The 19748-nt window shown below is 61.9% G+C and carries 18 protein-coding genes and 1 pseudogene; 13 read left to right on the top strand and 6 right to left on the bottom strand.

What is annotated here, in order from left to right:
- Positions 1 to 18: 18 nt before the first annotated feature.
- The 4 genes and pseudogenes from JG739_RS00155 to JG739_RS00140 all read right to left on the bottom strand — a co-directional run bounded on the left by JG739_RS00155 (position 19) and on the right by JG739_RS00140 (position 3657).
- Positions 19 to 1017 (bottom strand): DctP family TRAP transporter solute-binding subunit, encoded by a 999-nt coding sequence (locus JG739_RS00155; RefSeq protein ID WP_202364729.1) that lies wholly within the window; start codon positions 1015 to 1017, stop codon positions 19 to 21.
- Positions 1014 to 1936: pseudogene (locus JG739_RS00150) on the bottom strand (NAD(P)-dependent oxidoreductase). Before JG739_RS00150 ends, JG739_RS00155 begins: the two are co-directional and overlap by 4 nt.
- A 27-nt stretch (positions 1937 to 1963) precedes the next feature.
- Positions 1964 to 2215, bottom strand: a complete 252-nt coding sequence (locus JG739_RS00145) for a putative quinol monooxygenase (protein ID WP_244750003.1) — start codon at positions 2213 to 2215, stop codon at positions 1964 to 1966.
- 83 nt (positions 2216 to 2298) lie between these two features.
- A complete protein-coding gene (locus JG739_RS00140) occupies positions 2299 to 3657 on the bottom strand; it encodes an NAD(P)H-dependent oxidoreductase (RefSeq protein ID WP_202364727.1) in 1359 nt (452 codons plus the stop codon).
- Positions 3658 to 4310: 653 nt separating this feature from the next.
- Here JG739_RS00140 and lnt point away from each other — a divergent pair.
- The 4 genes from lnt (at position 4311) to trmB (ending at position 8872) form a co-directional block, all read left to right on the top strand.
- Positions 4311 to 5927, top strand: coding sequence for an apolipoprotein N-acyltransferase (gene lnt, locus JG739_RS00135; RefSeq protein ID WP_202364726.1), 1617 nt, complete (start codon positions 4311 to 4313; stop codon positions 5925 to 5927).
- Positions 5928 to 6068: 141 nt separating this feature from the next.
- On the top strand, positions 6069 to 6488 hold the full coding sequence (locus tag JG739_RS00130; protein WP_202364725.1) for a helix-turn-helix domain-containing protein: 420 nt from the start codon (positions 6069 to 6071) through the stop codon (positions 6486 to 6488).
- 327 nt (positions 6489 to 6815) lie between these two features.
- Complete coding sequence (gene metK, locus JG739_RS00125) at positions 6816 to 8129, top strand: methionine adenosyltransferase (RefSeq protein WP_244749655.1); 1314 nt, start codon at positions 6816 to 6818, stop codon at positions 8127 to 8129.
- A gap of 41 nt (positions 8130 to 8170) precedes the next feature.
- Entirely contained in the window at positions 8171 to 8872 is a 702-nt protein-coding gene (gene trmB, locus JG739_RS00120; protein ID WP_202364723.1) for a tRNA (guanine(46)-N(7))-methyltransferase TrmB, read from the top strand.
- 74 nt (positions 8873 to 8946) lie between these two features.
- Here the strand turns inward: trmB and JG739_RS00115 are convergent, their stop codons facing one another.
- Positions 8947 to 9111: a hypothetical protein gene (locus JG739_RS00115; protein ID WP_202364722.1), complete on the bottom strand. Its 165-nt coding sequence runs from the start codon at positions 9109 to 9111 to the stop codon at positions 8947 to 8949.
- A 320-nt stretch (positions 9112 to 9431) separates the two neighbouring features.
- Between JG739_RS00115 and rimP the strand changes: the two genes are divergently transcribed.
- The 7 genes from rimP to JG739_RS00080 all read left to right on the top strand — a co-directional run bounded on the left by rimP (position 9432) and on the right by JG739_RS00080 (position 16936).
- Positions 9432 to 10088 (top strand): ribosome maturation factor RimP, encoded by a 657-nt coding sequence (rimP, locus tag JG739_RS00110; RefSeq protein WP_202364721.1) that lies wholly within the window; start codon positions 9432 to 9434, stop codon positions 10086 to 10088.
- 48 nt (positions 10089 to 10136) lie between these two features.
- Positions 10137 to 11732 carry a transcription termination factor NusA gene (nusA, locus tag JG739_RS00105; protein ID WP_023802116.1) on the top strand — a complete coding sequence of 532 codons (1596 nt, stop codon included), beginning with the start codon at positions 10137 to 10139 and terminating at the stop codon, positions 11730 to 11732.
- Positions 11733 to 11770: 38 nt separating this feature from the next.
- Entirely contained in the window at positions 11771 to 12421 is a 651-nt protein-coding gene (locus JG739_RS00100) for an RNA-binding protein (protein WP_202364720.1), read from the top strand.
- A complete protein-coding gene (gene infB, locus JG739_RS00095; RefSeq protein ID WP_202364719.1) occupies positions 12418 to 14985 on the top strand; it encodes a translation initiation factor IF-2 in 2568 nt (855 codons plus the stop codon). Before JG739_RS00100 ends, infB begins: the two co-directional genes overlap by 4 nt.
- Positions 14986 to 15214: 229 nt before the next feature.
- Positions 15215 to 15652, top strand: coding sequence for a 30S ribosome-binding factor RbfA (gene rbfA, locus JG739_RS00090; RefSeq protein ID WP_202364718.1), 438 nt, complete (start codon positions 15215 to 15217; stop codon positions 15650 to 15652).
- A complete protein-coding gene (truB, locus tag JG739_RS00085; RefSeq protein WP_202364717.1) occupies positions 15652 to 16617 on the top strand; it encodes a tRNA pseudouridine(55) synthase TruB in 966 nt (321 codons plus the stop codon). Before rbfA ends, truB begins: the two co-directional genes overlap by 1 nt.
- A gap of 43 nt (positions 16618 to 16660) precedes the next feature.
- A complete protein-coding gene (locus JG739_RS00080) occupies positions 16661 to 16936 on the top strand; it encodes a hypothetical protein (protein ID WP_244749654.1) in 276 nt (91 codons plus the stop codon).
- Here JG739_RS00080 and JG739_RS00075 read toward each other — a convergent pair.
- Complete coding sequence (locus JG739_RS00075) at positions 16927 to 18090, bottom strand: IS4 family transposase (RefSeq protein ID WP_199202850.1); 1164 nt, start codon at positions 18088 to 18090, stop codon at positions 16927 to 16929. The genes JG739_RS00080 and JG739_RS00075 overlap by 10 nt on opposite strands.
- Between JG739_RS00075 and corA the strand changes: the two genes are divergently transcribed.
- Together corA and rpsO are read left to right on the top strand one after the other, a co-directional pair.
- Positions 18078 to 19061, top strand: coding sequence for a magnesium/cobalt transporter CorA (corA, locus tag JG739_RS00070; protein WP_244749653.1), 984 nt, complete (start codon positions 18078 to 18080; stop codon positions 19059 to 19061). The two genes, JG739_RS00075 and corA, sit on opposite strands and share 13 nt — an antisense overlap.
- A 77-nt stretch (positions 19062 to 19138) precedes the next feature.
- Entirely contained in the window at positions 19139 to 19513 is a 375-nt protein-coding gene (gene rpsO, locus JG739_RS00065; protein ID WP_274609416.1) for a 30S ribosomal protein S15, read from the top strand.
- Positions 19514 to 19748: the final 235 nt, after the last annotated feature.

Below are 19748 nucleotides of genomic sequence, written 5' to 3'. Positions count from 1 at the left end.
CCAAGCCGGTATTAGAGCTTACTTCTTTCCGACAAAGGCAACACTCTTGTCGAAGAAGGCCTGGTCCTTCACCAGACCGGCAAAGACCGGGAACAACTCCTTCGAAACCGCCACGAAAGCGGCCTGCTGCTCCGGCGTCAGATGGTTGACCTTCATGCCGTGGCCCTCCAGTTCCTTGAGGATCGTCTCGGCCTGCGCCGCATCGTTCTCGGCCTTCCAGGCCTCGGCTTCCTTGGCCGCCTCAGTGACCGCCGCCTTCTCGGCATCGGACAGTGCGTCGAACTTGGCTGGATTGATGCCGAGCACCCAGCCGTCAGCCATGTGATTGGTGATTGAGACGAAGCTCTGTACCTCGTAGAACTTGGCAGCGAGCGGCACGCTGATCGGGTTCTCTTGCCCGTCGACGACCTTCAACTGCAGTGCGTTGTAGACTTCGGCGAAAGCCATCGGGGTCGGCGCAGCGCCCATTTTTTTGAAGAACTCGACCCAAAGCGGGTTGTTTGGGACGCGGAACTTCAGTCCGGCCAGATCCGCCGGTTTCTCGATCGGCAGCTTGGAGTTGGTCATCTGGCGGAACGGGCGGGTCCACAAGCTCAGGCCCTTGATGCCGATGGTGTTTAGATCGGCAATCAGCTCCTGACCCTGCTCGCCGGAGAGATAGGCGCGCAGCTGCTTCTCGTCGTCAAAGAGGTAAGGGATCGAAATGGCCGAGAATTTCGGATTGAAGTTGGCGTAGAGCGAGGTGGCCAACACCAGCATGTCCAGCGACCCGCCCGCAAGCTGCTTGACCGCGCCCGATGGGTCGCCGCCGTAGAGCGTGCCATTCGGGAAAACCTTGATGGTCACTTCGCCGTTGGTCTTGGCGGCCACCAGTTCAGCAAACTTGTTGGCAGCGACAGTGATTTCCGCACCATCCGGATCGGGCGTGGACAGGGTCAGGGTCGTTGCGGCCTGCGCGGCGGTTGCGACGAGCATGGCCGCACCGGCAAGCAGGCTGCGGATCGAGAAAGCGTTCATGGTATCCTCCACTCTCGGTTGTTGGGCGAACTTGTGCCCGGTTGATTCATATTCTTCAGGGTTAGAAAGACGGCGCTGTGATCGAGATCGCCGCCGCCTTCATCAACGAGGCGGCGAAACAGGCTGTCGACCTGTTCGGCGATGGGCAGTTGGAGCTCCTGCGCACGCGCCAGGGCCAGCGCGGTGCCTGTATCCTTGACCTGGTATTTTGCAGGACCGCCCGGTACGAAATTGCCTTCTACCATCCGGAGGCCATGCTGACGGAACACGGTCGAATCCGCGAAGCCGCCGAGCAGCGCCTCGCGAACCCGGGCAGGATCGGCGCCGCCACGCTCGGCCAGCAAAAGCGCTTCGGCCACCGCACAGATGTTCGATGCCACGATCAACTGATTGGCGAGCTTGGCCAATTGTCCCGAACCGACCGGCCCGACATGCGTGACGTGGCCCATCGGCGCAAAGACCGCAAGGAGGCCTTCGACCTGCGCCACCTCGCCGCCCGCCATGATGGCAAGCGTGCCTTCCCGCGCGCCCTTCTCGCCGCCTGACACCGGAGCGTCGATATAGTTGAGGCCGCCTGCGGTCGCCCTTTCCGACTGCCCCCTGGCCGTTTCGACCGGGATCGAACTCATCACGACAAGCGTCGAGCCGCGTCGCATCGCACCGACAACTCCCCCTCGGAGAGCAACACCTCATCGCAGACAGGACCCGAGCTCAGCATGCAGATGACGGCATCGGCGTCGATGGCGGCGTCAGCGGCGCTCACGGCAATCTCGACGCCGTCAGTTGCCAGAGCCACGGCCTTATCGGGCGTTCGATTCCAGGCCTTCACCCGGAACCCGGCCTCTGCCAGGCGGCGGGCCATATGCCCGCCCATAATGCCGGTTCCCACGAAACCAATACTTGTCAGAGCTTTACCCATCCCTGTGCCTCCCAACACTCGAGCGTCCTACTCGCTCACGAGGCTCAAAAAGCGCACGATGGTCTCATCGACGTCTAGCGTCTTCATGGACGCCTGAAAGCGCTTCAAATGCGGCGCGGTAAGATGCGTCTCGAAAGCGGCGCGATCGTCATACACCTCGTAGAACACAACTGTATCGTCGGTGCCTTCCGGGCGGACGACATCGAACTGGTGACACCCGGCCTCGTCCGCAACCGAATGGCGCGCATCGTCCAAGGCAGCGTCGAGGAACGCCACCATCAGCTCGGGCTTCACGCGAAACTCCGGGATCACCACGAAGCGAGGCTTTTGGGTGCGGTCGATCACGCATCGTCCCTCGACCATCAGGCCGCCACGCTGGGGTTTGAACGGAACGTGTCTTCCATCTCGCGCCGCACCTTCAGGACATCCAGGTCGTTGACCAATTCGACATCGTCGAAGCTGACGATCTGGTCCTTCTTGATCGCGCGCTTGAGCTTGACGTTATGGGCCAGGCCGATCGGCAAGGCCCTGTGCGCCAGGCTGCGCGTCGCTGGAATGGCGTTGGCCCAGACGGCGAAGCCGCCCTCGCCATCGAGCAGTTCGCCCGGCTGCATGTCCTTCTTGGCGGTAGCCACAGCGTCGCCGCGAAACTCTTTCGAACAGCCGGTCGCCTCGCCGCGCAACACGGCCGAAAGCACGCTGACCGAAGTTTCCAAGCCGATGATGTGGAACGGACGCCACATAGACGCGTACCATCCCGACGGATCGGTCAGCAGGCCATACTGATTGAAGCAGGCCTTCGAGTACTCGTTGTGGGCCTTGAAGGTGACGAACACGCCATAGCGGATATTGTTGAACACCTCGCGGCCATCGGGTTCCTGGCTGGCTGCGATGTCGACAAGGCCGCTGCGATCCATGCGGCCGCCATCGGCTGCCGGCCGGAATACCTTCGCAAGGTCGTGCAGCCCGGCGGGCGGGAAAGCCAGGCCATTGTCTGGACAATCGAGTCCGGCGCCGTTGGCCACCGCCGCCATCTCGATCGCAGCTTTGGTGCCGTCCGTGAAGGAGTTGTACATTTTTGGGTTGAAGTCGCCCTTGGCGACATACTCTTCCGACCAACCGAAGAAACCCCAGACCGTATCCGGCGTCGAATAGCGATAGCGCGGCTCAAAGTTCATCCCCTTGCCAGCCGCCGTGACTTCAAAGCCGGTGGCGCGTGCCCAATCTACAAGCTCACAGATCAGCGCCGGCTGGTCGCCATAGGCCATCGAATAGACCACGCCCTTCGCCGCGGCCTTCTTGGCCAGGATTGGGCCGACCATGACGTCGGCCTCGACATTGACCATGACGATATTCTTGCCCGCCTCGATCGCAGCCAGCGCATGGCGTGTGCCGGCGATCGGATGGCCGGTCGCCTCAATGACGCATTCGATATCGTCGCAGGCCAGCAGCGCCGCGACATCATCGGTGACGAAGGTCGTGCCATTCTTGACGGCATCGGCAGCGCTCGTGGCGGAATACCTCTCCTTCGGCCAGCCGACGCGGTCCAGCGATTCCCGCGCCTTTCCGACATTGAGGTCCGCCACGGCGACCATGTGATAGCCGGCAATGCGCTGCGCTTGGGCGAGCACCATCGAGCCAAACTTGCCCGCGCCGATAAGGCCGACGCGAACGGGCTTGCCCTCGGCGGCGCGAGCGGCGAGTAGAGAGGAAAGATTCATTGTCTCAGGTTCCCTGGGTGAGGACGATAGGTCGTTTAGGCTGCATCCAGTCCCCGGCGATTTCACGCCTGGGCCAGCGACGAACCAATGCTTCGCAACCGTCCGGAAGGACTGCTTCCGGACCGATGATTTTCTGTTGGGGTGGAGGTTCCTCCCTCCGGCCGAGGCTTTGTCGCCTTGGTAAATGCACTTCGACAAAACGGACTGTATTCTGCCAGCTTGTTTAGCTCAATTTAGAAAGATGTGAACTTCGTTTAGTTGACCTAACAATACCGCATGGAGCAACGCCTTTCGTCCAACAATCCGAACACCACCGACAATGTGCTCTCATCGCGGAATTGTCTGGGCCGGAAGGCCTGGCGATTTTCCGACACTTAGGTTGGGGTCAAACAAATGGTGCAATAAAGGCCGCTTACGAGCTCCAAAGAAGGCTTACCAAGGGCCGCTTTGGGTACAGCCTGCGACCGTTCGTTTTATGGCCGCCCAATGGCGGCTCAGGGTCATGGGTGTCAGTTCAACCAGGGCGAGCGAACGTCCGCTGCGGGGGCGCGAGCCGAATCCAATCCGGCACGCTGGCGAAGCGATGGCCGTTTGGAGGGTGGACCATGGCCTGATAAATCTTCTGCCGTGATTCGCACGACTCGGAAGGATCGATGAAGCGCCTGGCCGGCCGGATAATTCTGCTGTGGGGCTGGCGCCGCGCGCTTGTGGCGTTTCTTGCCGGTGCGCTGGCGGTTCTTGCCCAGGCGCCTTACGATTTCTTCGCCGTCTGTTTCGTTTCGTTTCCGCTGCTGGTCTGGCTCCTCGACGGCGCAACCGGAGAAGCCTCCGATGGCTGGTTCCGGCATTTGCGGCCGGCCTTCGCCGTCGGCTGGTGGTTCGGCTTCGGCTATTTTCTCGCCGGCCTGTGGTGGATCGGCTCAGCACTTCTGGTCGAGGCCGACAGTTTCGCCTGGGCGCTTCCCTTCGCAGTGGTCGGAATTCCGCTGGCGCTCGCCTTTTTCTATGGCTTCGCGACGGCGGTTGCCCGGCTGCTGTGGAGCAACGACATCGGCCGCATCGCCGCCCTTGCCTTCGGCTTCGGCCTGGCAGAATGGCTGCGCGACTTTCTGTTCACCGGCTTTCCCTGGAATGCCGTCGGCTACGCGGCGATGCCGGTGCCCTTGCTTATGCAGAGCGTGTCGGTGACCGGCATGGTCGGCATCAACGCGCTGGCGGTTTTCGTCTTTGCATTGCCGGCCCTGCTTGCGGCGCGCCGGCATGTCCGCCTGGGGGGTGCGCTGGCTGCCGTTCTCGTCGCGGCCCATCTCGGCTTCGGCTATGTCAGGCTAGCTGCCGAGATCGAGCCCGCGACCCGCGCAATCGACGTCCGCATCGTGCAGCCGGCCGTCGACCTCAGCGAAAAGTGGGACCCTTCAGTGCCCGACCGGATCTTCGCTACGCTGATGGGGCTTTCGGCCAAGGCGCCAGAGGCCGGCCCAGGGACTGGCCCAGAGACTGGTCATGCCAAGCCGCAATTGATCCTGTGGCCGGAAACTTCTGTGCCGTTTTTTTTCGCCGAACGTCCCGATGCGCTGACCGCGCTGGGAGAGATGCTTGGCGACGGCCAGACGCTGATCGCCGGCGTCGTCCGGGAGGAAGGCGGGTCGGCGGAAGATGCCGACAGGCGGTACTACAATTCGGTGGTGGCGATCGATGACAAGGGTCAAATCGCCGATGCAGTCGACAAGGTTCATCTGGTGCCCTTTGGCGAATATCTGCCTTTTGCCGACCTGCTTGGCCGCCTGGGGCTCAAACAACTCGTCGCCGGGCCGACAACCTACGCGGCGGGCAATGAGCGGCACCCGATCGAATTGCCCGGCGGCATCCGCGTGCTTCCGTTCATTTGCTACGAAGTCATCTTTCCCGATCTGGTGGCGGTTGACGCAACGTCAGCTGAGCTTATTGTGAATGTCACGAACGACGCGTGGTTCGGTGACACGCCGGGTCCGTACCAGCATTTCAGGCAGGCGCAGATTCGTGCGGTAGAGAACGGGGTGCCATTGTTGCGTGCAGCCAATAACGGCATCTCCGCTGTCGTCGATCCGCGCGGACGCATCCTCGACGCGCTGGCGATCGACGCCCGCGGAGCCATCGATGTCCAGGTGCCGATTTCCAATCAAGCCATCGTTTCTTCCAGCCAAAGACGCATTAATGGACTGATGATCATGTTGCTGTTCGCTCTCGCTGCTTTCACAATGAATGTAAGGCAACGGCTACGGGCGAATTGACAGTCGACACATTAGAAACTCATACTGTAACCGCCTGAAATTTCTCGAAGTCAGCACGTCGGTTCTGTTGGGGCACTGGCCGCCGGCTTCGTTTTTGGGCAGAAAAAACACAAAAAGCCGGAAAAATTCGGCGAGGAAAAAATGGCAGAAGAAAACAAGAAGAAGCCGAATCCTATCGATATCCATGTCGGAAGTCGCATCAGGCTTCGTCGTAATATGTTGGGAATGAGCCAAGAAAAGCTGGGCGAGAACCTCGGCATAACGTTTCAGCAGATACAGAAATACGAAAAGGGGACCAATCGCGTTGGCGCCAGCCGTTTGCAGGCAATCGCTTCGATACTGGGCGTGCCTGTCGCTTTCTTTTTCGAGGACGCGCCGGGCCAGGAGGCCGTGGGCAACCGCGGATTTGCGGAGGATGCATCAATGGCTTCTGCCGTCGAATTCTGCGGCAGTCCTGAAGGTCTTCAACTCAACCGGGCCTTCGTCAAGATCACCGACGTGAAGATACGCCGCAAGGTTATCGAGCTTGTGAAAGCCCTTTCGGCCGACGAAGTCGATTGATTGCGCAGATTGGTCTGGGTCGATTGATTGGGCAGCCGTTGAAAAGTCGAACATAGCGAAGCCGTCATTGCGGGCAGGCAATTTCTTGCGATCTCGCGCATCGTGGAATTTACATCCCGCAGGCATGCGGGAGAGCGGATCGATTTTGCTCGACAGCCATGCTCAAAGTCTTTCTCATCAACGTGTTGAAGCTAAAGCACGTGCTGGAGCCAAGCAGGCTGGCGGCAGGCTGCCGGCGGTCAAAGTGGTACAAGATAATGGCGCCCACCGCTTGACGAGCGCTGCTCGGCACAGCTAACACGTGGCGCGCCAATCGGCAGCGTGCCGATGATTTTTCAAGAGGGGACACCCGTGACGCGGCAAAACTATCTATTCACCTCGGAATCCGTTGCCGAGGGTCATCCCGACAAGGTCTGCGACCGTATCTCCGACGAGATCGTCGATCTGGTCTATCGTGAGGCCAGAAAGACCGGCATGGACCCCTGGAAGGTCCGCGTCGCCTGCGAAACGCTGGCGACGACGAATCGCGTCGTCATCGCCGGCGAGGTGCGCGTCCCCGAGACGCTGCTCAAAAAGGACAAGGCCGGCAACATCCTGATGGATGCCGCCGGTCATCCGCTGGTCAATCCGGCGAAGTTCAAGTCGGCCGCGCGCAAGGCGATCCGCGAAATCGGCTATGAACAGGCCGGTTTCCACTGGAAGACGGCAAAGATCGAGGTTCTGCTGCACGGCCAGTCGCCGGATATCGGCCAGGGCGTCGACAATGCCTCCGACCGGCAAGGCGAAGAAGGGGCCGGCGACCAGGGCATCATGTTCGGCTATGCCTGCCGCGAGACCCCGGATCTGATGCCGGCGCCGATCTACTACAGCCACAAGATCCTCGAATTGCTGGCCGCCGCGCGCCATGCGGGCGACGGCGATGCCGGGCGGCTCGGGCCGGACGCCAAGAGCCAGGTCACCGTCCGCTACATCGACGGCAAGGCGGCGGAAGTGACGCAAATCGTGCTGTCCACCCAGCACCTCGACGCCAGCTGGGATTCGAAGAAGGTCCGCAACGTCGTCGAACCCTATATTCGTGAGGCGCTGGGCGACCTGAGGATCGCCGACAGCTGCAACTGGTACATCAACCCGACGGGCAAGTTCGTCATCGGCGGGCCCGACGGCGACGCCGGCCTGACCGGGCGCAAGATCATCGTCGACACTTACGGCGGTGCCGCGCCTCATGGCGGCGGGGCTTTTTCCGGCAAGGACACCACCAAGGTCGACCGTTCCGCGGCCTATGCGGCCCGCTACCTCGCCAAGAATGTGGTGGCGGCGAAGCTCGCCGATCGCTGCACCATCCAGCTTTCCTATGCCATTGGCGTCGCCCAACCGCTGTCGGTCTATGTCGACCTGCACGGCACCGGCAAGGTCGATGAGGCAAAGCTCGAGCAGGCGCTGCGCACCGTGATGGACCTGTCACCGTCCGGCATCCGCCGCCATCTCGATCTCAACAGGCCGATTTACGCGAAGACGTCATCCTATGGCCATTTCGGCCGCAAGGCCGGCCGCGACGGGTCCTTCTCCTGGGAAAAGACCGACCTCGCCAAGGCACTCAAGGACGCACTCGCCGAAGCGCCTGCCGAAGCAGTCGCGGCCTAGCCGCGGCGTCTATAGATTCGGAAGATATGGATCCGAAAGACATGGATCCGAAAGGCCGGCCAAGCCGTGCGACCGAGGCATTTTTCGGTCGCCGGCGCGGCAAGACCATCCGTCCGCAGCAGGCGGCGGCACTGGAAAGCGGCTTCAGCACCTATCGGCTCGATCTGGCGGCCGCACCGCCGGCCGACTTGCGCAGCCTGTTCGAAGCCGACGTCGGCGCCATTCATCTCGAAATTGGCTTCGGCGGCGGCGAGCACCTGCTGCATCGGGCGACGGCGGCTCCTGAGAGCGGTTTTGTCGGCGTCGAGCCTTTCGTCAACGGCATGGCCAAGATGATGATGGCGGTCCGGGAACGGCCGCTTGCCAATCTTCGGGTCTATGACGACGACGCCACGCGCCTGCTCGACTGGCTCCCGCAAGCCTCGCTCGACGGCATCGACCTTCTCTATCCCGATCCCTGGCCGAAAAAGAAACACTGGAAGCGCCGCTTCGTCAGTCCGGTCAATCTCGACCGTTTCGCGCGCGTCCTGAAGTCAGGCGGAACATTCCGCTTTGCGTCCGATATCGATAGCTATGTGAACTGGACGCTGCTGCACTGCCGGGCACATGATGCGTTTGCGTGGCAGGCTGAAGAGGCAGCCGACTGGCAGCGGCCCTATGCGGGCTGGCCGGGTACCCGCTACGAGGCTAAGGCCATTCGCGAAGGCCGCCGGCCGGCCTATCTCACCTTCGTCCGAAGATAGTCCTATTCAAAGCGCGCCTAGCGCGCTTGCCGTCGACGAGGACCAGAGATGTCCTCGCCCCCGCGTTGCCGGTCTTAGAAGCGGCCGATCTTGTTGAAGGCAGCCGGATCCATGCCGAGATTGCGCAGATCGCGTGCGCGCGGCGTGCGGCCGGCTTCGACGGCGTGCGAAGCGGCGACGGCGCTGCCGAATACGGTGAAGAAATCGCCGATGGCCGAGAAGACCTTGCGGTTGGTCATGATTATGCCCTTTCGCCTGTTGCAATGCGTGATTGATTTTGTGCAACGCAACATAGATAGGCGCGTACTGCCTGATATCACAGGGACGTTGGCGCATGGCCGCCATGCACCCTGTGCAACGCTGCCGCCCCCGACAGTTTCGCCCCACCTGCATACGGGCAACTCATCTGCTTGCCACACGGACCGCATGCGGACTTGAAACGACGGCCGCGATCGTCTATATCAGGCTCAAATTCTTGGTCGGTATGGCGAAGAGTGGGTCCACCCGGTCCCGCTCTTTTTTGTTACCTTCCGGCCGCCGATGAAGCGACAGGAATAGAATGACGGCAACGGTACCCGACAGCGACGACCGCATCATCCGCGAAAGCGGCATCGATGCGCGCATCGCGCTGATCGTGCAGCCGGTGCTGCGTGCCATCGGCTTCCGCCTTGTCAGGGTGCATCTGACGGGCCAGAACGGGCTGACGCTGCAGATCATGGCCGAACGCGAGGACGGCACCATGACCGTCGAGGATTGCGAAGAGGTCAGCCGGGCGGTGTCGCCGGCGCTCGATGTCGATGATCCGATCGAAAAGGCGTATCATCTCGAAGTGTCGTCGCCGGGAATCGACCGGCCGCTGGTCCGCAAGTCGGATTTCGCGACCTGGACGGGTCATCTGGTGAAGATGGAAACCTCGGTCCTCGTCGCCGACCGCAAGCGCTTCAAGGGCAAGATCGCCGAGATCGACGCGGACGGCGTGCTGATTGAGCGCGACAAGGCGGCCTATGGCGAACAGCCGACGGTGCGTGTGCCCTACGATGCGATTGCCGAAGCACGGCTGATCCTGACCGACGACCTTATCCGCGACGCGCTGTCGAAGGACAACAGGGCGCGCAAGGAAGCCAAGAAGCGCCGCGGCGAGCCCGAAGACGCGCCAGAGGGCGTTGAAGCGGGCGTAGAAGCGGGCGCGGAAGATGAAACCGAACAAGAAATGTGATTGGGCTGCCGGGCGCAAAGGCTCGGCAACAAGCTCGGGAGAAAAAAGATGGTTGTAAGCGCAAACAGGCTGGAACTGCTGCAGATCGCCGATGCGGTCGCGCGTGAGAAGTCGATCGACAAGTCGATCGTCATCGCCGCCATGGCCGATGCGATCCAGAAGGCGGCGCGCTCGCGCTATGGCCAGGAAACCAACATCCGTGCCGACATCAATCCGAATACCGGCGAGATGAAGCTGCAGCGGCTGATGGAAGTGGTCGAGAAGGTCGATGACTATGCGACGCAGATCGCCATATCCTCGGCGCGCGAGCGCAATCCCGACGCGCAGCTCGGCGACTTCATTGCCGAACAGCTGCCGCCGATGGATTTCGGCCGCATCGCCGCCCAGTCGGCCAAGCAGGTCATCGTGCAGAAGGTGCGCGAGGCCGAGCGTGACCGCCAATACGACGAGTACAAGGACCGCATCGGCGAGATCGTCAACGGTACTGTCAAACGCGTCGAATATGGCAATGTCATTGTCGATCTCGGCCGCGGTGAGGCGATCATCCGTCGCGACGAGCTGATCCCGCGCGAAAATTACAAATATGGCGATCGCGTCCGCGCCTATGTCTATGACGTGCGCCGCGAGCAGCGCGGTCCGCAGATATTCCTGTCGCGCACCCATCCGCAGTTCATGGCCAAGCTGTTCACCATGGAAGTGCCGGAAATCTACGACGGCATTATCGAGATCAAGTCGGTCGCCCGCGATCCAGGTTCGCGCGCCAAGATCGCCGTCATCTCGCGTGACAGTTCCATCGATCCGGTCGGCGCCTGCGTAGGCATGCGCGGCAGCCGCGTTCAGGCGGTGGTCGGCGAATTGCAGGGCGAGAAGATCGACATCATTCCGTGGTCGCCTTCGGCCGCTTCCTTCATCGTCAACGCGCTGCAGCCGGCGGAAGTCGCCAAGGTCGTGCTCGACGAGGACGCCGAGCGCATCGAGGTCGTGGTGCCGGACGACCAGCTGTCGCTGGCCATCGGCCGCCGCGGCCAGAACGTCCGGCTCGCCTCGCAGCTCACCGGCTGGGATATCGACATCCTGACCGAGCAGGAAGAGAGCGAGCGCCGCCAGAAGGAGTTCGTCGAACGCTCGGCTCTGTTCATGGATGCGCTCAACGTCGACGAGATGGTCGGCCAGGTGCTCGCCTCCGAAGGCTTCACCAGTGTCGAGGAAGTCGCCTATGTCGATGCTGACGAGATCGCGTCGATCGACGGCTTCGACGAGGACACCGCCTCGGAAATCCAGGCCCGTGCCCGCGAATATCTGGAGAAGATCGAAGCCGAGCATGACGAGAAGCGCAAGGCGCTGGGCGTCAAGGACGAGTTGCGTGAGATTCCAGGCGTGACCACCGCCATGATGGTGACGCTCGGCGAGGACGGCGTGAAGACGATCGAGGATTTCGCCGGCTATGCGGCCGATGATCTGACCGGCTGGAAGGAACGCAAGGACGGCGAGACGAAGGTATTCCCGGGGGTGCTCGCCAATCACGGCGTGTCGCGGGCCGATGCCGAGCAGATGGTTCTGGCTGCCCGCCTCAAGGCCGGCTGGATCACCGAAGACGAGCTTGCAGCCGAAGACGTGCCGGCTGACGAAGCCGTTGGTGCGTGAGGTGAAACCGCATCGCACACAAGCCGCCCTTGGACGAGATGAACGATCGCACTTGCATCGTCACGCGCAAACAGGCCGAACCGGATGAACTGATCCGTTTTGTCGTCGGTCCGGATTCCGCCGTCGTTCCGGATATCAGGAAAAACCTGCCCGGACGCGGTTGCTGGGTGACTGCCGACCGCCTACATATCGACAAGGCGGCAGCGAAAAATCTGTTCGCTCGCGCTTTCAAGGCGCAAGTGACCGTGCCGACCGATCTCGGCGGCATGGTCGACGGGCTGCTTTCCAGATACGCTCTGGGCATGCTCGGTCTTGCCCGCAAGGCAGGCGCGATCGCGCTCGGCGCCACCAAGGTCGAGAGCGCGGTGCGTGGTGGGTTGGCGCTTTTCGTGTTGCATGCGACCGAGGCGTCAGATGACGGCGTCCGCAAGATCAGCCAGGCGCGACGGGCAACCGTCCACCTCGGCGGCCCCGCTATCCCTGCCTACAAACTTTTCTCCGAGGCCGAGTTGAGCTTGGCATTGGGGGGTACAAATGTGATACATGCTGCCGTTCTCGCGGGAGACGCGGGCAGGGCGGTCCAGAAGCGCGTGGTTGCGCTCGACCGGTATCGGGGCGGTTCCCCGGACGATCTGGCAATGCTTGCGGCTGTTGCTGACGAAGATGATGCCGCAGAGGATATGGAATGAGCGATACGAAATCGGGCGACGACAAGACGCTGAGTGTTACGCCGAAGAAGACCTTGACGCTGAAGCGCCCCGGTACGGAACAGGGCACTGTGCGCCAGAGCTTCTCGCATGGCCGCACCAAGGCGGTCGTGGTCGAGACCAAGAAGCGCAAGTTCTCGCTGCCCGGTGACAAGCCGGAGCCGGCCGCGGCTCCTGTGTCCGTCTTCACGCCGAAGCAGCCGGTCGCGGCAGCGCCGGTTGTGCAGGAAGCGCCCAAGGCGCCGCCGCCTTCGCCGCCGGTAGAACGCGGCGGCATGGTGCTGAACGAATTGTCGCGCAATGAGATGGAAGCGCGCCGCCGGGCTCTTGAGGGTTCGAAGGTGCGCGATGTCGAAGATCGCCAGCGCGCCATCGAAGAGGCCAAGCGCCGCGCCGAGGATGAAGAGCGCCGCCGCCGCGAGCGCGAAGAATCCGCGCGCCGCCAGGCCGAGGAAGAAGCCCGGCTGCAGGCCGAGGCCGAGTCCCGCCGGCGTGCCGAGGAAGAAGCGCGCCGCCGCGCGCCGCTGGCCGCCGAACTGGCGACAGTCGAGGACGAGGACGTCAAGCCAAAGCGGACCGGTGCCGGAGCGCCGGTGCGCCGCCCGGTCACGCCCGAAGTGGCGCGTCCGGCCAAGCCGACCAAGGGCGAGGAAGATCGCCGCCGTGGCAAGCTGACGCTGAATACCGCGCTTTCCGATGAGGATGCGCGGGCGCGTTCGCTGTCGTCGATGCGTCGGCGCCAGGAGAAATTCAAGCGCGCGCTGCATAACGAACCGCGCGAGAAAGTCATGCGCGAAGTGATATTGCCCGAAACCATCACCATCCAGGAACTGGCGCAGCGCATGTCCGAGCGCGCGGTCGACGTGGTCAAGTTCTTCATGAAACAGGGCCAGATCCTGAAGCCGGGCGACGTCATCGACGCCGACACGGCCGAACTGGTCGCTACCGAATTCGGCCACACGGTTCGCCGCGTCGCTGAGTCCGACATCGAGGAAGGCCTCTTCAACATCGCCGATCGCCCCGAAGATCTCGAGCCGCGTCCGCCGGTGGTGACCATCATGGGCCATGTCGACCATGGCAAGACGTCGCTGCTCGACGCCATCCGCAATGCCAATGTCGTATCCGGCGAAGCCGGCGGCATCACCCAGCATATCGGCGCCTATCAGGTCGAGAAGAACGGTCACAAGATCACCTTCATCGACACGCCCGGTCACGCCGCCTTCACGGCGATGCGCGCCCGTGGCGCTCAGGCGACCGACATCGCTATCCTCGTAGTGGCGGCCGACGACAGCGTGATGCCGCAGACGATCGAATCGATCAGCCATGCCAAGGCGGCCGGCGTTCCGATCATTGTGGCGATCAACAAGATCGACAAGCATGACGCCGACCCGCAGAAGGTGCGCTCGGAACTGCTGCGCCACGAAGTCTTCGTCGAGTCGATGGGCGGCGAGGTGCTGGACGTCGAAGTTTCGGCGACCAAGGGCACCAATCTCGACAAGCTGCTCGAAGCGATCCTGCTGCAGGCCGAAATCCTCGACCTGAAGGCCAATCCGGACCGCACCGCCGAGGGCGTCGTCATCGAAGCCCAGCTCGACAAGGGCCGCGGCCCCGTCGCCACGGTGCTGGTCCAGACCGGCACGCTGATGCCTGGCGACATCCTCGTTGCCGGCAACGAATGGGGCCGCGTGCGCGCGCTGGTCAACGACCGCGGCGGGCAGATCAAGGAAGCGCCGCCGGCTATGCCGGTGGAAGTGCTCGGTCTGCAGGGAACCCCGCAGGCCGGCGACCGCTTCGCCGTCGTCAACAACGAGGCCCGCGCCCGCGAGATCACCGAATATCGCCAGCGTCTTGCGCGTGAGAAGGCGGTGGCCAAGCATGCCGGCCAGCGTGGTTCGCTCGAACAGATGATGTCGCAACTGCAGACGAGCGGGCTGAAGGAATTCCCGCTGGTCATCAAGGGCGACGTGCAGGGTTCGATCGAGGCGATCAGCGCGGCGCTAGACAAACTCGGCACTGACGAGGTGCGTGCGCGCATCGTTCATGCGGGCGCCGGCGGCATCACCGAAAGCGATGTGTCGCTGGCGGAAACCTCGGGTGCCGCAATCATCGGCTTCAACGTTCGCGCCAATGTGCAGGCGCGTGCGGCGGCCGCGGCTGCAGGCATCGAGATCCGCTACTACTCGATCATCTACAACCTGGTGGATGACGTGAAGGCGGCGCTGTCCGGCCTGCTGTCGCCGGAACGTCGCGAGACCTTCATCGGCAATGCCGAGATCCTCGAGATCTTCGACATCACAAAGGTCGGCAAGATCGCCGGCTGCCGTGTCACCGAAGGCAAGGTCGAACGCGGTGCGGGCGTTCGCCTGATCCGCGACAACGTCGTCATCCACGAAGGCACGCTGAAGACGCTGAAGCGCTTCAAGGACGAAGTTGCGGAGGTTCCGGGTGGTCAGGAATGCGGCATGGCCTTCCAGAATTACGAAGACATGCGCGTCGGCGACGTCATCGAGTGCTTCCGCGTCGAGATGGTGACCAGGACGCTCTGAGTTTCGAGCAACTTGAGTTCGAGCATCTACTGAGAGCGGGCGGTGGTCGAAAGGCTGCCGCCTAAACCATGATCCCGAAAAGGGTATCCGGTTTCGGAGAAGATCATGGTCAAACAAAAAGATAGAGCCTGATCCATTCCCGATTCTTATCGGGATGGCTCAGGCTCTAAAGCATATGAGACGTGCGGCGCGGTCCCATCCCGTGCCTCACGATTCAGGATAGAGAAAAATGCCCCGTTCAACAACGTCAGGTCCATCCCAGCGCATGCTTCGCGTCGGCGAGCAGGTGCGTCATGCGCTGTCGGAAACCTTGCAACGCGGCGAGATCCTCGATCCGTTGATCGAGAATTCGGTGGTTTCGGTCTCGGAGGTGCGCATGTCGCCCGATCTGAAGATCGCCACTGCCTTCGTCTCGCCGCTTGGCGCCAGCGATGCCGATGCGGTGGTCGAGGCGCTCAACAAGCATGCGAAATTCGTGCGCGGCCGCGTTTCCGGCGCGCTCCGGCAGATGAAGTACATGCCGGAATTCCGCTTCCGGCTCGACACCAGCTACGACAATTTCCAGAAGATCAACGAATTGTTGCACTCGCCCGAAGTGGCGCGCGATCTCGGCCCAGACGCCCAGATTGGCGACCAGAACAAAGACAACGACAGGGACAAAAAATAGTGGCGCGTCGCGGCAAGAAGAAGGGTCGGCCGATCTCCGGCTGGCTGGTGCTGGACAAACCCGTCGGCATGGGCTCGACCGAGGCTGTCTCCAAGATCAAATGGCTGTTCCAGGCTGAAAAGGCCGGCCATGCCGGCACGCTCGACCCGCTCGCTTCCGGCATGCTGCCGATCGCGCTCGGGGAAGCGACCAAGACCGTCCCCTATGTCCAGGATGGCGCCAAGGTCTACCGCTTCACAGTCGCCTGGGGTGAGGAGCGTTCGACCGATGACCTCGAAGGGCCGGTGTCGAAAAGCTCCGACCAGCGTCCGGCTGAAGCCGATGTGCTTTTGCTGATGCCGAAATATACCGGCGTCATCATGCAGACGCCGCCGCAATTTTCGGCCATCAAGATCGCAGGCGAGCGCGCCTATGATCTTGCTCGCGACGGCGCGACGGTCGACATTCCGGCGCGGGAAGTCGAGATCGGCCGCCTCGACCTGATTGAGCACAGTGCTGACAGGACCATTTTCGAGGTCGAATGCGGCAAGGGCACCTATGTCCGCTCGCTGGCCCGCGACATGGGCCGCGATCTCGGCTGTTTCGGTCACATCGCCGAACTGCGCCGGATCGAGGTCGAGCCGTTCACGCAGGATGACTTGGTCACCATCGCCGAGCTGGAAGCCGCTCGCTTCGGCGAACAGGGCGATGAAGGTTCGGATTCAGCAGCGGACACGGCGCCGGTCGATTTCGATGCCATCGACGCGTTTCTGGTCGACACGTCAGCCGCGCTCGACTGCCTGCCGCAGATCGCGATCAGCGACGACGCGGCAACAAAAATCCGCCTCGGCAACCCGGTCATCATCCGTGGTCGCGACGCGCCGGTGGAAGCCGAGGAAGCCTGCGCCACGGCGCGCGGCAAGCTGGTCGCCATCGGCGCCATCGAGCAAGGCATGTTCAAGCCGAAGCGGGTCTTTGCCGGCTGAGCCCCCTCGTCTAATCTCGATCAGTGGTACATTCGAGGGGCACATGGCAAAGGCCGAGACGATCAGGAGGCGGGCGCCGGTGACAGCACGGCGGCCGCCGGTCGGCGCATCACCGGGGACACTGATCGCCGACCCGGCGGCGCGGCGCAGCGAACTGCGACTGACACTGATGTCGCCCGACAAATTCGAGACAATCGAAAATGCCAGCATCGACTACCTGAATACTCATTGCAAAGCATGGCCGGTCATCTGGCTCGATTGCACCGGCCTCGCCAACATCCCGCTGATCGCAGGGCTGTCCGGGGAAAGTTATTCATAAATGAAGGCCATCTGATTGGGAGAGGCTCGGTCCCTTGGTCGGCTTGGATTGACCGGTGGCGGCTTATCGATGGTGTGCAGTTTCCGCCGCCCGAACAAGTATTGAGCGACCAGTTCTGTGAACCTCAAGATAGGAATAGTGACGCGGCGGGTGCGCGCGACAATGCGCAGCAGCGCAAAGGCGATCATTGCGGCAAAGAGTTGCAGGCGGATTGCATTGCCGTTGTTGCCGAGGAACTTGCGGATCTTGAGGTGCTGCTTGATCCATCGGAACAGAAGCTCGATGTGCCAGCGGCCTTTGTAAAGCCGTCCAATCTCGACGGCAGAGCGCTCCAGATCGTTGGTCAAAAGCGTGATGGTGTCGCCCGTTTCGCGCTGAACGCGCAGGCGACGCAGCCGCATCGGCAGCTTGCAAGCAGCCTTGCTGACCAAGCTTACCTCACTGTCTTCCACAACCAGGAAGCCGTCGCCCTGCGGCTCGGCTATAGGGCGATCACGCAGCAGCGCCAGCCTCATGTTGGATTTGGGCCGCGTCACGAAGATCGATCCGGCTTCGGCGATCGCCGTCCACCAGCCATAATGGCAGTAGCCCTTGTCGAACACGTAGGTCGCTCCAGCTTCGATCGTGATCTGGCGACCGACCTGGGCGTCGTTGACGTTGGCGTCGGTGATGTCGAGGACGCGCGGACAGTCGGTCTTCGGGTCATAGACGACATGCACCTTCATGCCGCGAATGCGCCCGTTCGACTTGGCCCAATCGCACAGTTTGCCGAGCGGAATGGGGGTCGAGTCGATCAGCCGCAGCATTGCTTCGCCCTCGCGCCGCATTTGCCTGTCGAGCAGGTTCGCCACCAGACCGAACGCCTCGGCAAAGATGGCGACCGGACGCCGTCTGTTGGCATCCGACAAGGTCGAACGCATCAACGGACCGCTGCCCAGGTGATAATGATGCTGGCTGTTGGCGTTCCAGCCGGCTTCCAGGCCACGCAAGCTGCTGCTGCCGCAGAACTGGGCATAGATCAGCGCCACCAGATGATCCCAGCTTCTGAACGATTTGTCGTACGCATCCCCGTCGTGGCGATCCACAATTGCTTGGAATTGACGCCGATCGATGGGTTCAAGAAGCTGCCCGAAGATGCTAGGTGCAAAGCGCATGCCCCGTTCCTTTTCTGAGTCTCGACAACCAGAGAAAAGACGGACAAACCCCGTTTTACGGGGCATGCACATGTGGCATTTCGATTCACTCAAAACTTTCCCCGGACAGCCCTGCGCTGATCGAGGAGATCGGCCGGATTTTCGGCCTGCATCCGCTGGCGCTGGAAGACGTCGTCAACACCGGCCAGCGGCCAAAGGTGGATTTCTTCGAGGACCATGCCTTCGTCGTCGTCAGGATGATCGACGACGTCACCGCGCATCGTTACGAGCAGATCGCGGTCTTCTTCGGCAGGAACTTCGTCGTCACTTTCCAGGAGCGGGAAGGCGATCCGTTCGACCCCGTACGCAAGCGCATCGAAAGCTCGATGCCCAACCGGCTGCGCTCACGCGGCGCCGACTACCTCGCCTATGCGCTGATCGACGCCATAGTCGACAGTTACTTCCCGCCGATCGAGACTGCCGGCGAATTGGTCGACGGCATCGAGGACCAGATGCTGCGCGCGGCGGACAAGCACCAGATGCGGCGGCTTCACGAGTTGCGGCGCGACGCCAATGTGCTGAAGGGGGTGCTTTGGCCGATGCGCGACGCACTGGCGACGCTGATCCGCAACGATGTGCCCTATGTGAAGCCCGAGACCAAGATCTTCCTGAACGACACGCTCGATCACTCGCTTCGGCTTATCGAACTGGTCGAAACCCAGCGCGACATGCTGACCGGTCTGATCGAAATGCATCTGTCGCTGAGCCAGGCACGCACCAGCGACGTCATCAGCTATCTGACCATCGTCTCGGTGATCTTCATCCCGCTTACCTTTCTCGCTGGCGTGTGGGGCATGAACTTCGATCCCGAAGCCTCGCCATGGAACATGCCGGAGCTGAAGGCCCAATACGGCTATCCGGCAGCGCTGGTGTTCATGGCCGTTGTCGCGCTCGGGCTTGTCGCCTTCTTCCGATGGAAGAAGTGGCTTTAGCCGAACCGAAATCGTCGTTTGTGCAGCAAAAAGCCGGCTTGTGAATTGGGCTGGTGTTTTTGCCTGAATTGCACTATATGCGCCGCAGCATCGTGCAATGCCACGTTGCTTGTACCGGCCCCTGCTGGACGACATCCCGGCCGAGGGCGTCCCGTTTCCTCAAACAGATAAGGAAAAACACGATGTCGATTACTGCCGAGCGCAAGAAGGAATTGATGGGTGAATTCGCAACCGCCAAGGGCGATACCGGGTCTCCGGAAGTCCAGGTGGCCATCCTTTCCGAGCGCATCAAGAACCTGACCGACCATTTCAAGGACCACAAGAAGGATAACCATTCCCGCCGTGGTCTGCTCGCTCTCGTCTCCCAGCGCCGCAGCCTGCTTGATTATCTCAAGCGCAAGGACGACGCGCGCTATCAGACGCTGATCGAGAAGCTCGGTCTGCGCCGTTGACGAATTGACCGGCGGGTTCTTTCGAGAGCCCGCCGGTCGCGCATTGGAGCAGTCCGTTGCTCCAATGAAGGAAGTAGAGCGCCGCGCTTCGATTGGGACGCGCATATAGGACGCTCTGAAACTTTGAATTTGCGCAAGGCATTTCCGAGAGCCGCGGTTTTCGGGTCATGCGCAAGGCCAGTCGGATCGATTGGCCAGACCCGGTTTCGAGATAGCACAGGGCCATTCGAAACCG

The sequence above is a fragment of the Mesorhizobium sp. L-2-11 genome (assembly GCF_016756595.1).
In the GTDB taxonomy this organism is placed as follows: domain Bacteria; phylum Pseudomonadota; class Alphaproteobacteria; order Rhizobiales; family Rhizobiaceae; genus Mesorhizobium.
Note: the sequence above shows the minus strand (reverse complement) of the source record. Positions and strands in the feature narration are given on the sequence as shown.

Coding starts and splice junctions, on each gene's coding strand:
- JG739_RS00155 (WP_202364729.1), bottom strand. CDS start 1,017: ATGAACGCTTTCTCGATCCGCAGCCTGCTTGCCGGTGCGGCCATGCTC.
- JG739_RS00145 (WP_244750003.1), bottom strand. CDS start 2,215: ATGGTGGCGTTCCTCGACGCTGCCTTGGACGATGCGCGCCATTCGGTT.
- JG739_RS00140 (WP_202364727.1), bottom strand. CDS start 3,657: ATGAATCTTTCCTCTCTACTCGCCGCTCGCGCCGCCGAGGGCAAGCCC.
- lnt (WP_202364726.1), top strand. CDS start 4,311: ATGAAGCGCCTGGCCGGCCGGATAATTCTGCTGTGGGGCTGGCGCCGC.
- JG739_RS00130 (WP_202364725.1), top strand. CDS start 6,069: ATGGCAGAAGAAAACAAGAAGAAGCCGAATCCTATCGATATCCATGTC.
- metK (WP_244749655.1), top strand. CDS start 6,816: ATGATTTTTCAAGAGGGGACACCCGTGACGCGGCAAAACTATCTATTC.
- trmB (WP_202364723.1), top strand. CDS start 8,171: ATGGATCCGAAAGGCCGGCCAAGCCGTGCGACCGAGGCATTTTTCGGT.
- JG739_RS00115 (WP_202364722.1), bottom strand. CDS start 9,111: ATGACCAACCGCAAGGTCTTCTCGGCCATCGGCGATTTCTTCACCGTA.
- rimP (WP_202364721.1), top strand. CDS start 9,432: ATGACGGCAACGGTACCCGACAGCGACGACCGCATCATCCGCGAAAGC.
- nusA (WP_023802116.1), top strand. CDS start 10,137: ATGGTTGTAAGCGCAAACAGGCTGGAACTGCTGCAGATCGCCGATGCG.
- JG739_RS00100 (WP_202364720.1), top strand. CDS start 11,771: ATGAACGATCGCACTTGCATCGTCACGCGCAAACAGGCCGAACCGGAT.
- infB (WP_202364719.1), top strand. CDS start 12,418: ATGAGCGATACGAAATCGGGCGACGACAAGACGCTGAGTGTTACGCCG.
- rbfA (WP_202364718.1), top strand. CDS start 15,215: ATGCCCCGTTCAACAACGTCAGGTCCATCCCAGCGCATGCTTCGCGTC.
- JG739_RS00080 (WP_244749654.1), top strand. CDS start 16,661: ATGGCAAAGGCCGAGACGATCAGGAGGCGGGCGCCGGTGACAGCACGG.
- JG739_RS00075 (WP_199202850.1), bottom strand. CDS start 18,090: ATGCGCTTTGCACCTAGCATCTTCGGGCAGCTTCTTGAACCCATCGAT.
- rpsO (WP_274609416.1), top strand. CDS start 19,139: ATGCGCCGCAGCATCGTGCAATGCCACGTTGCTTGTACCGGCCCCTGC.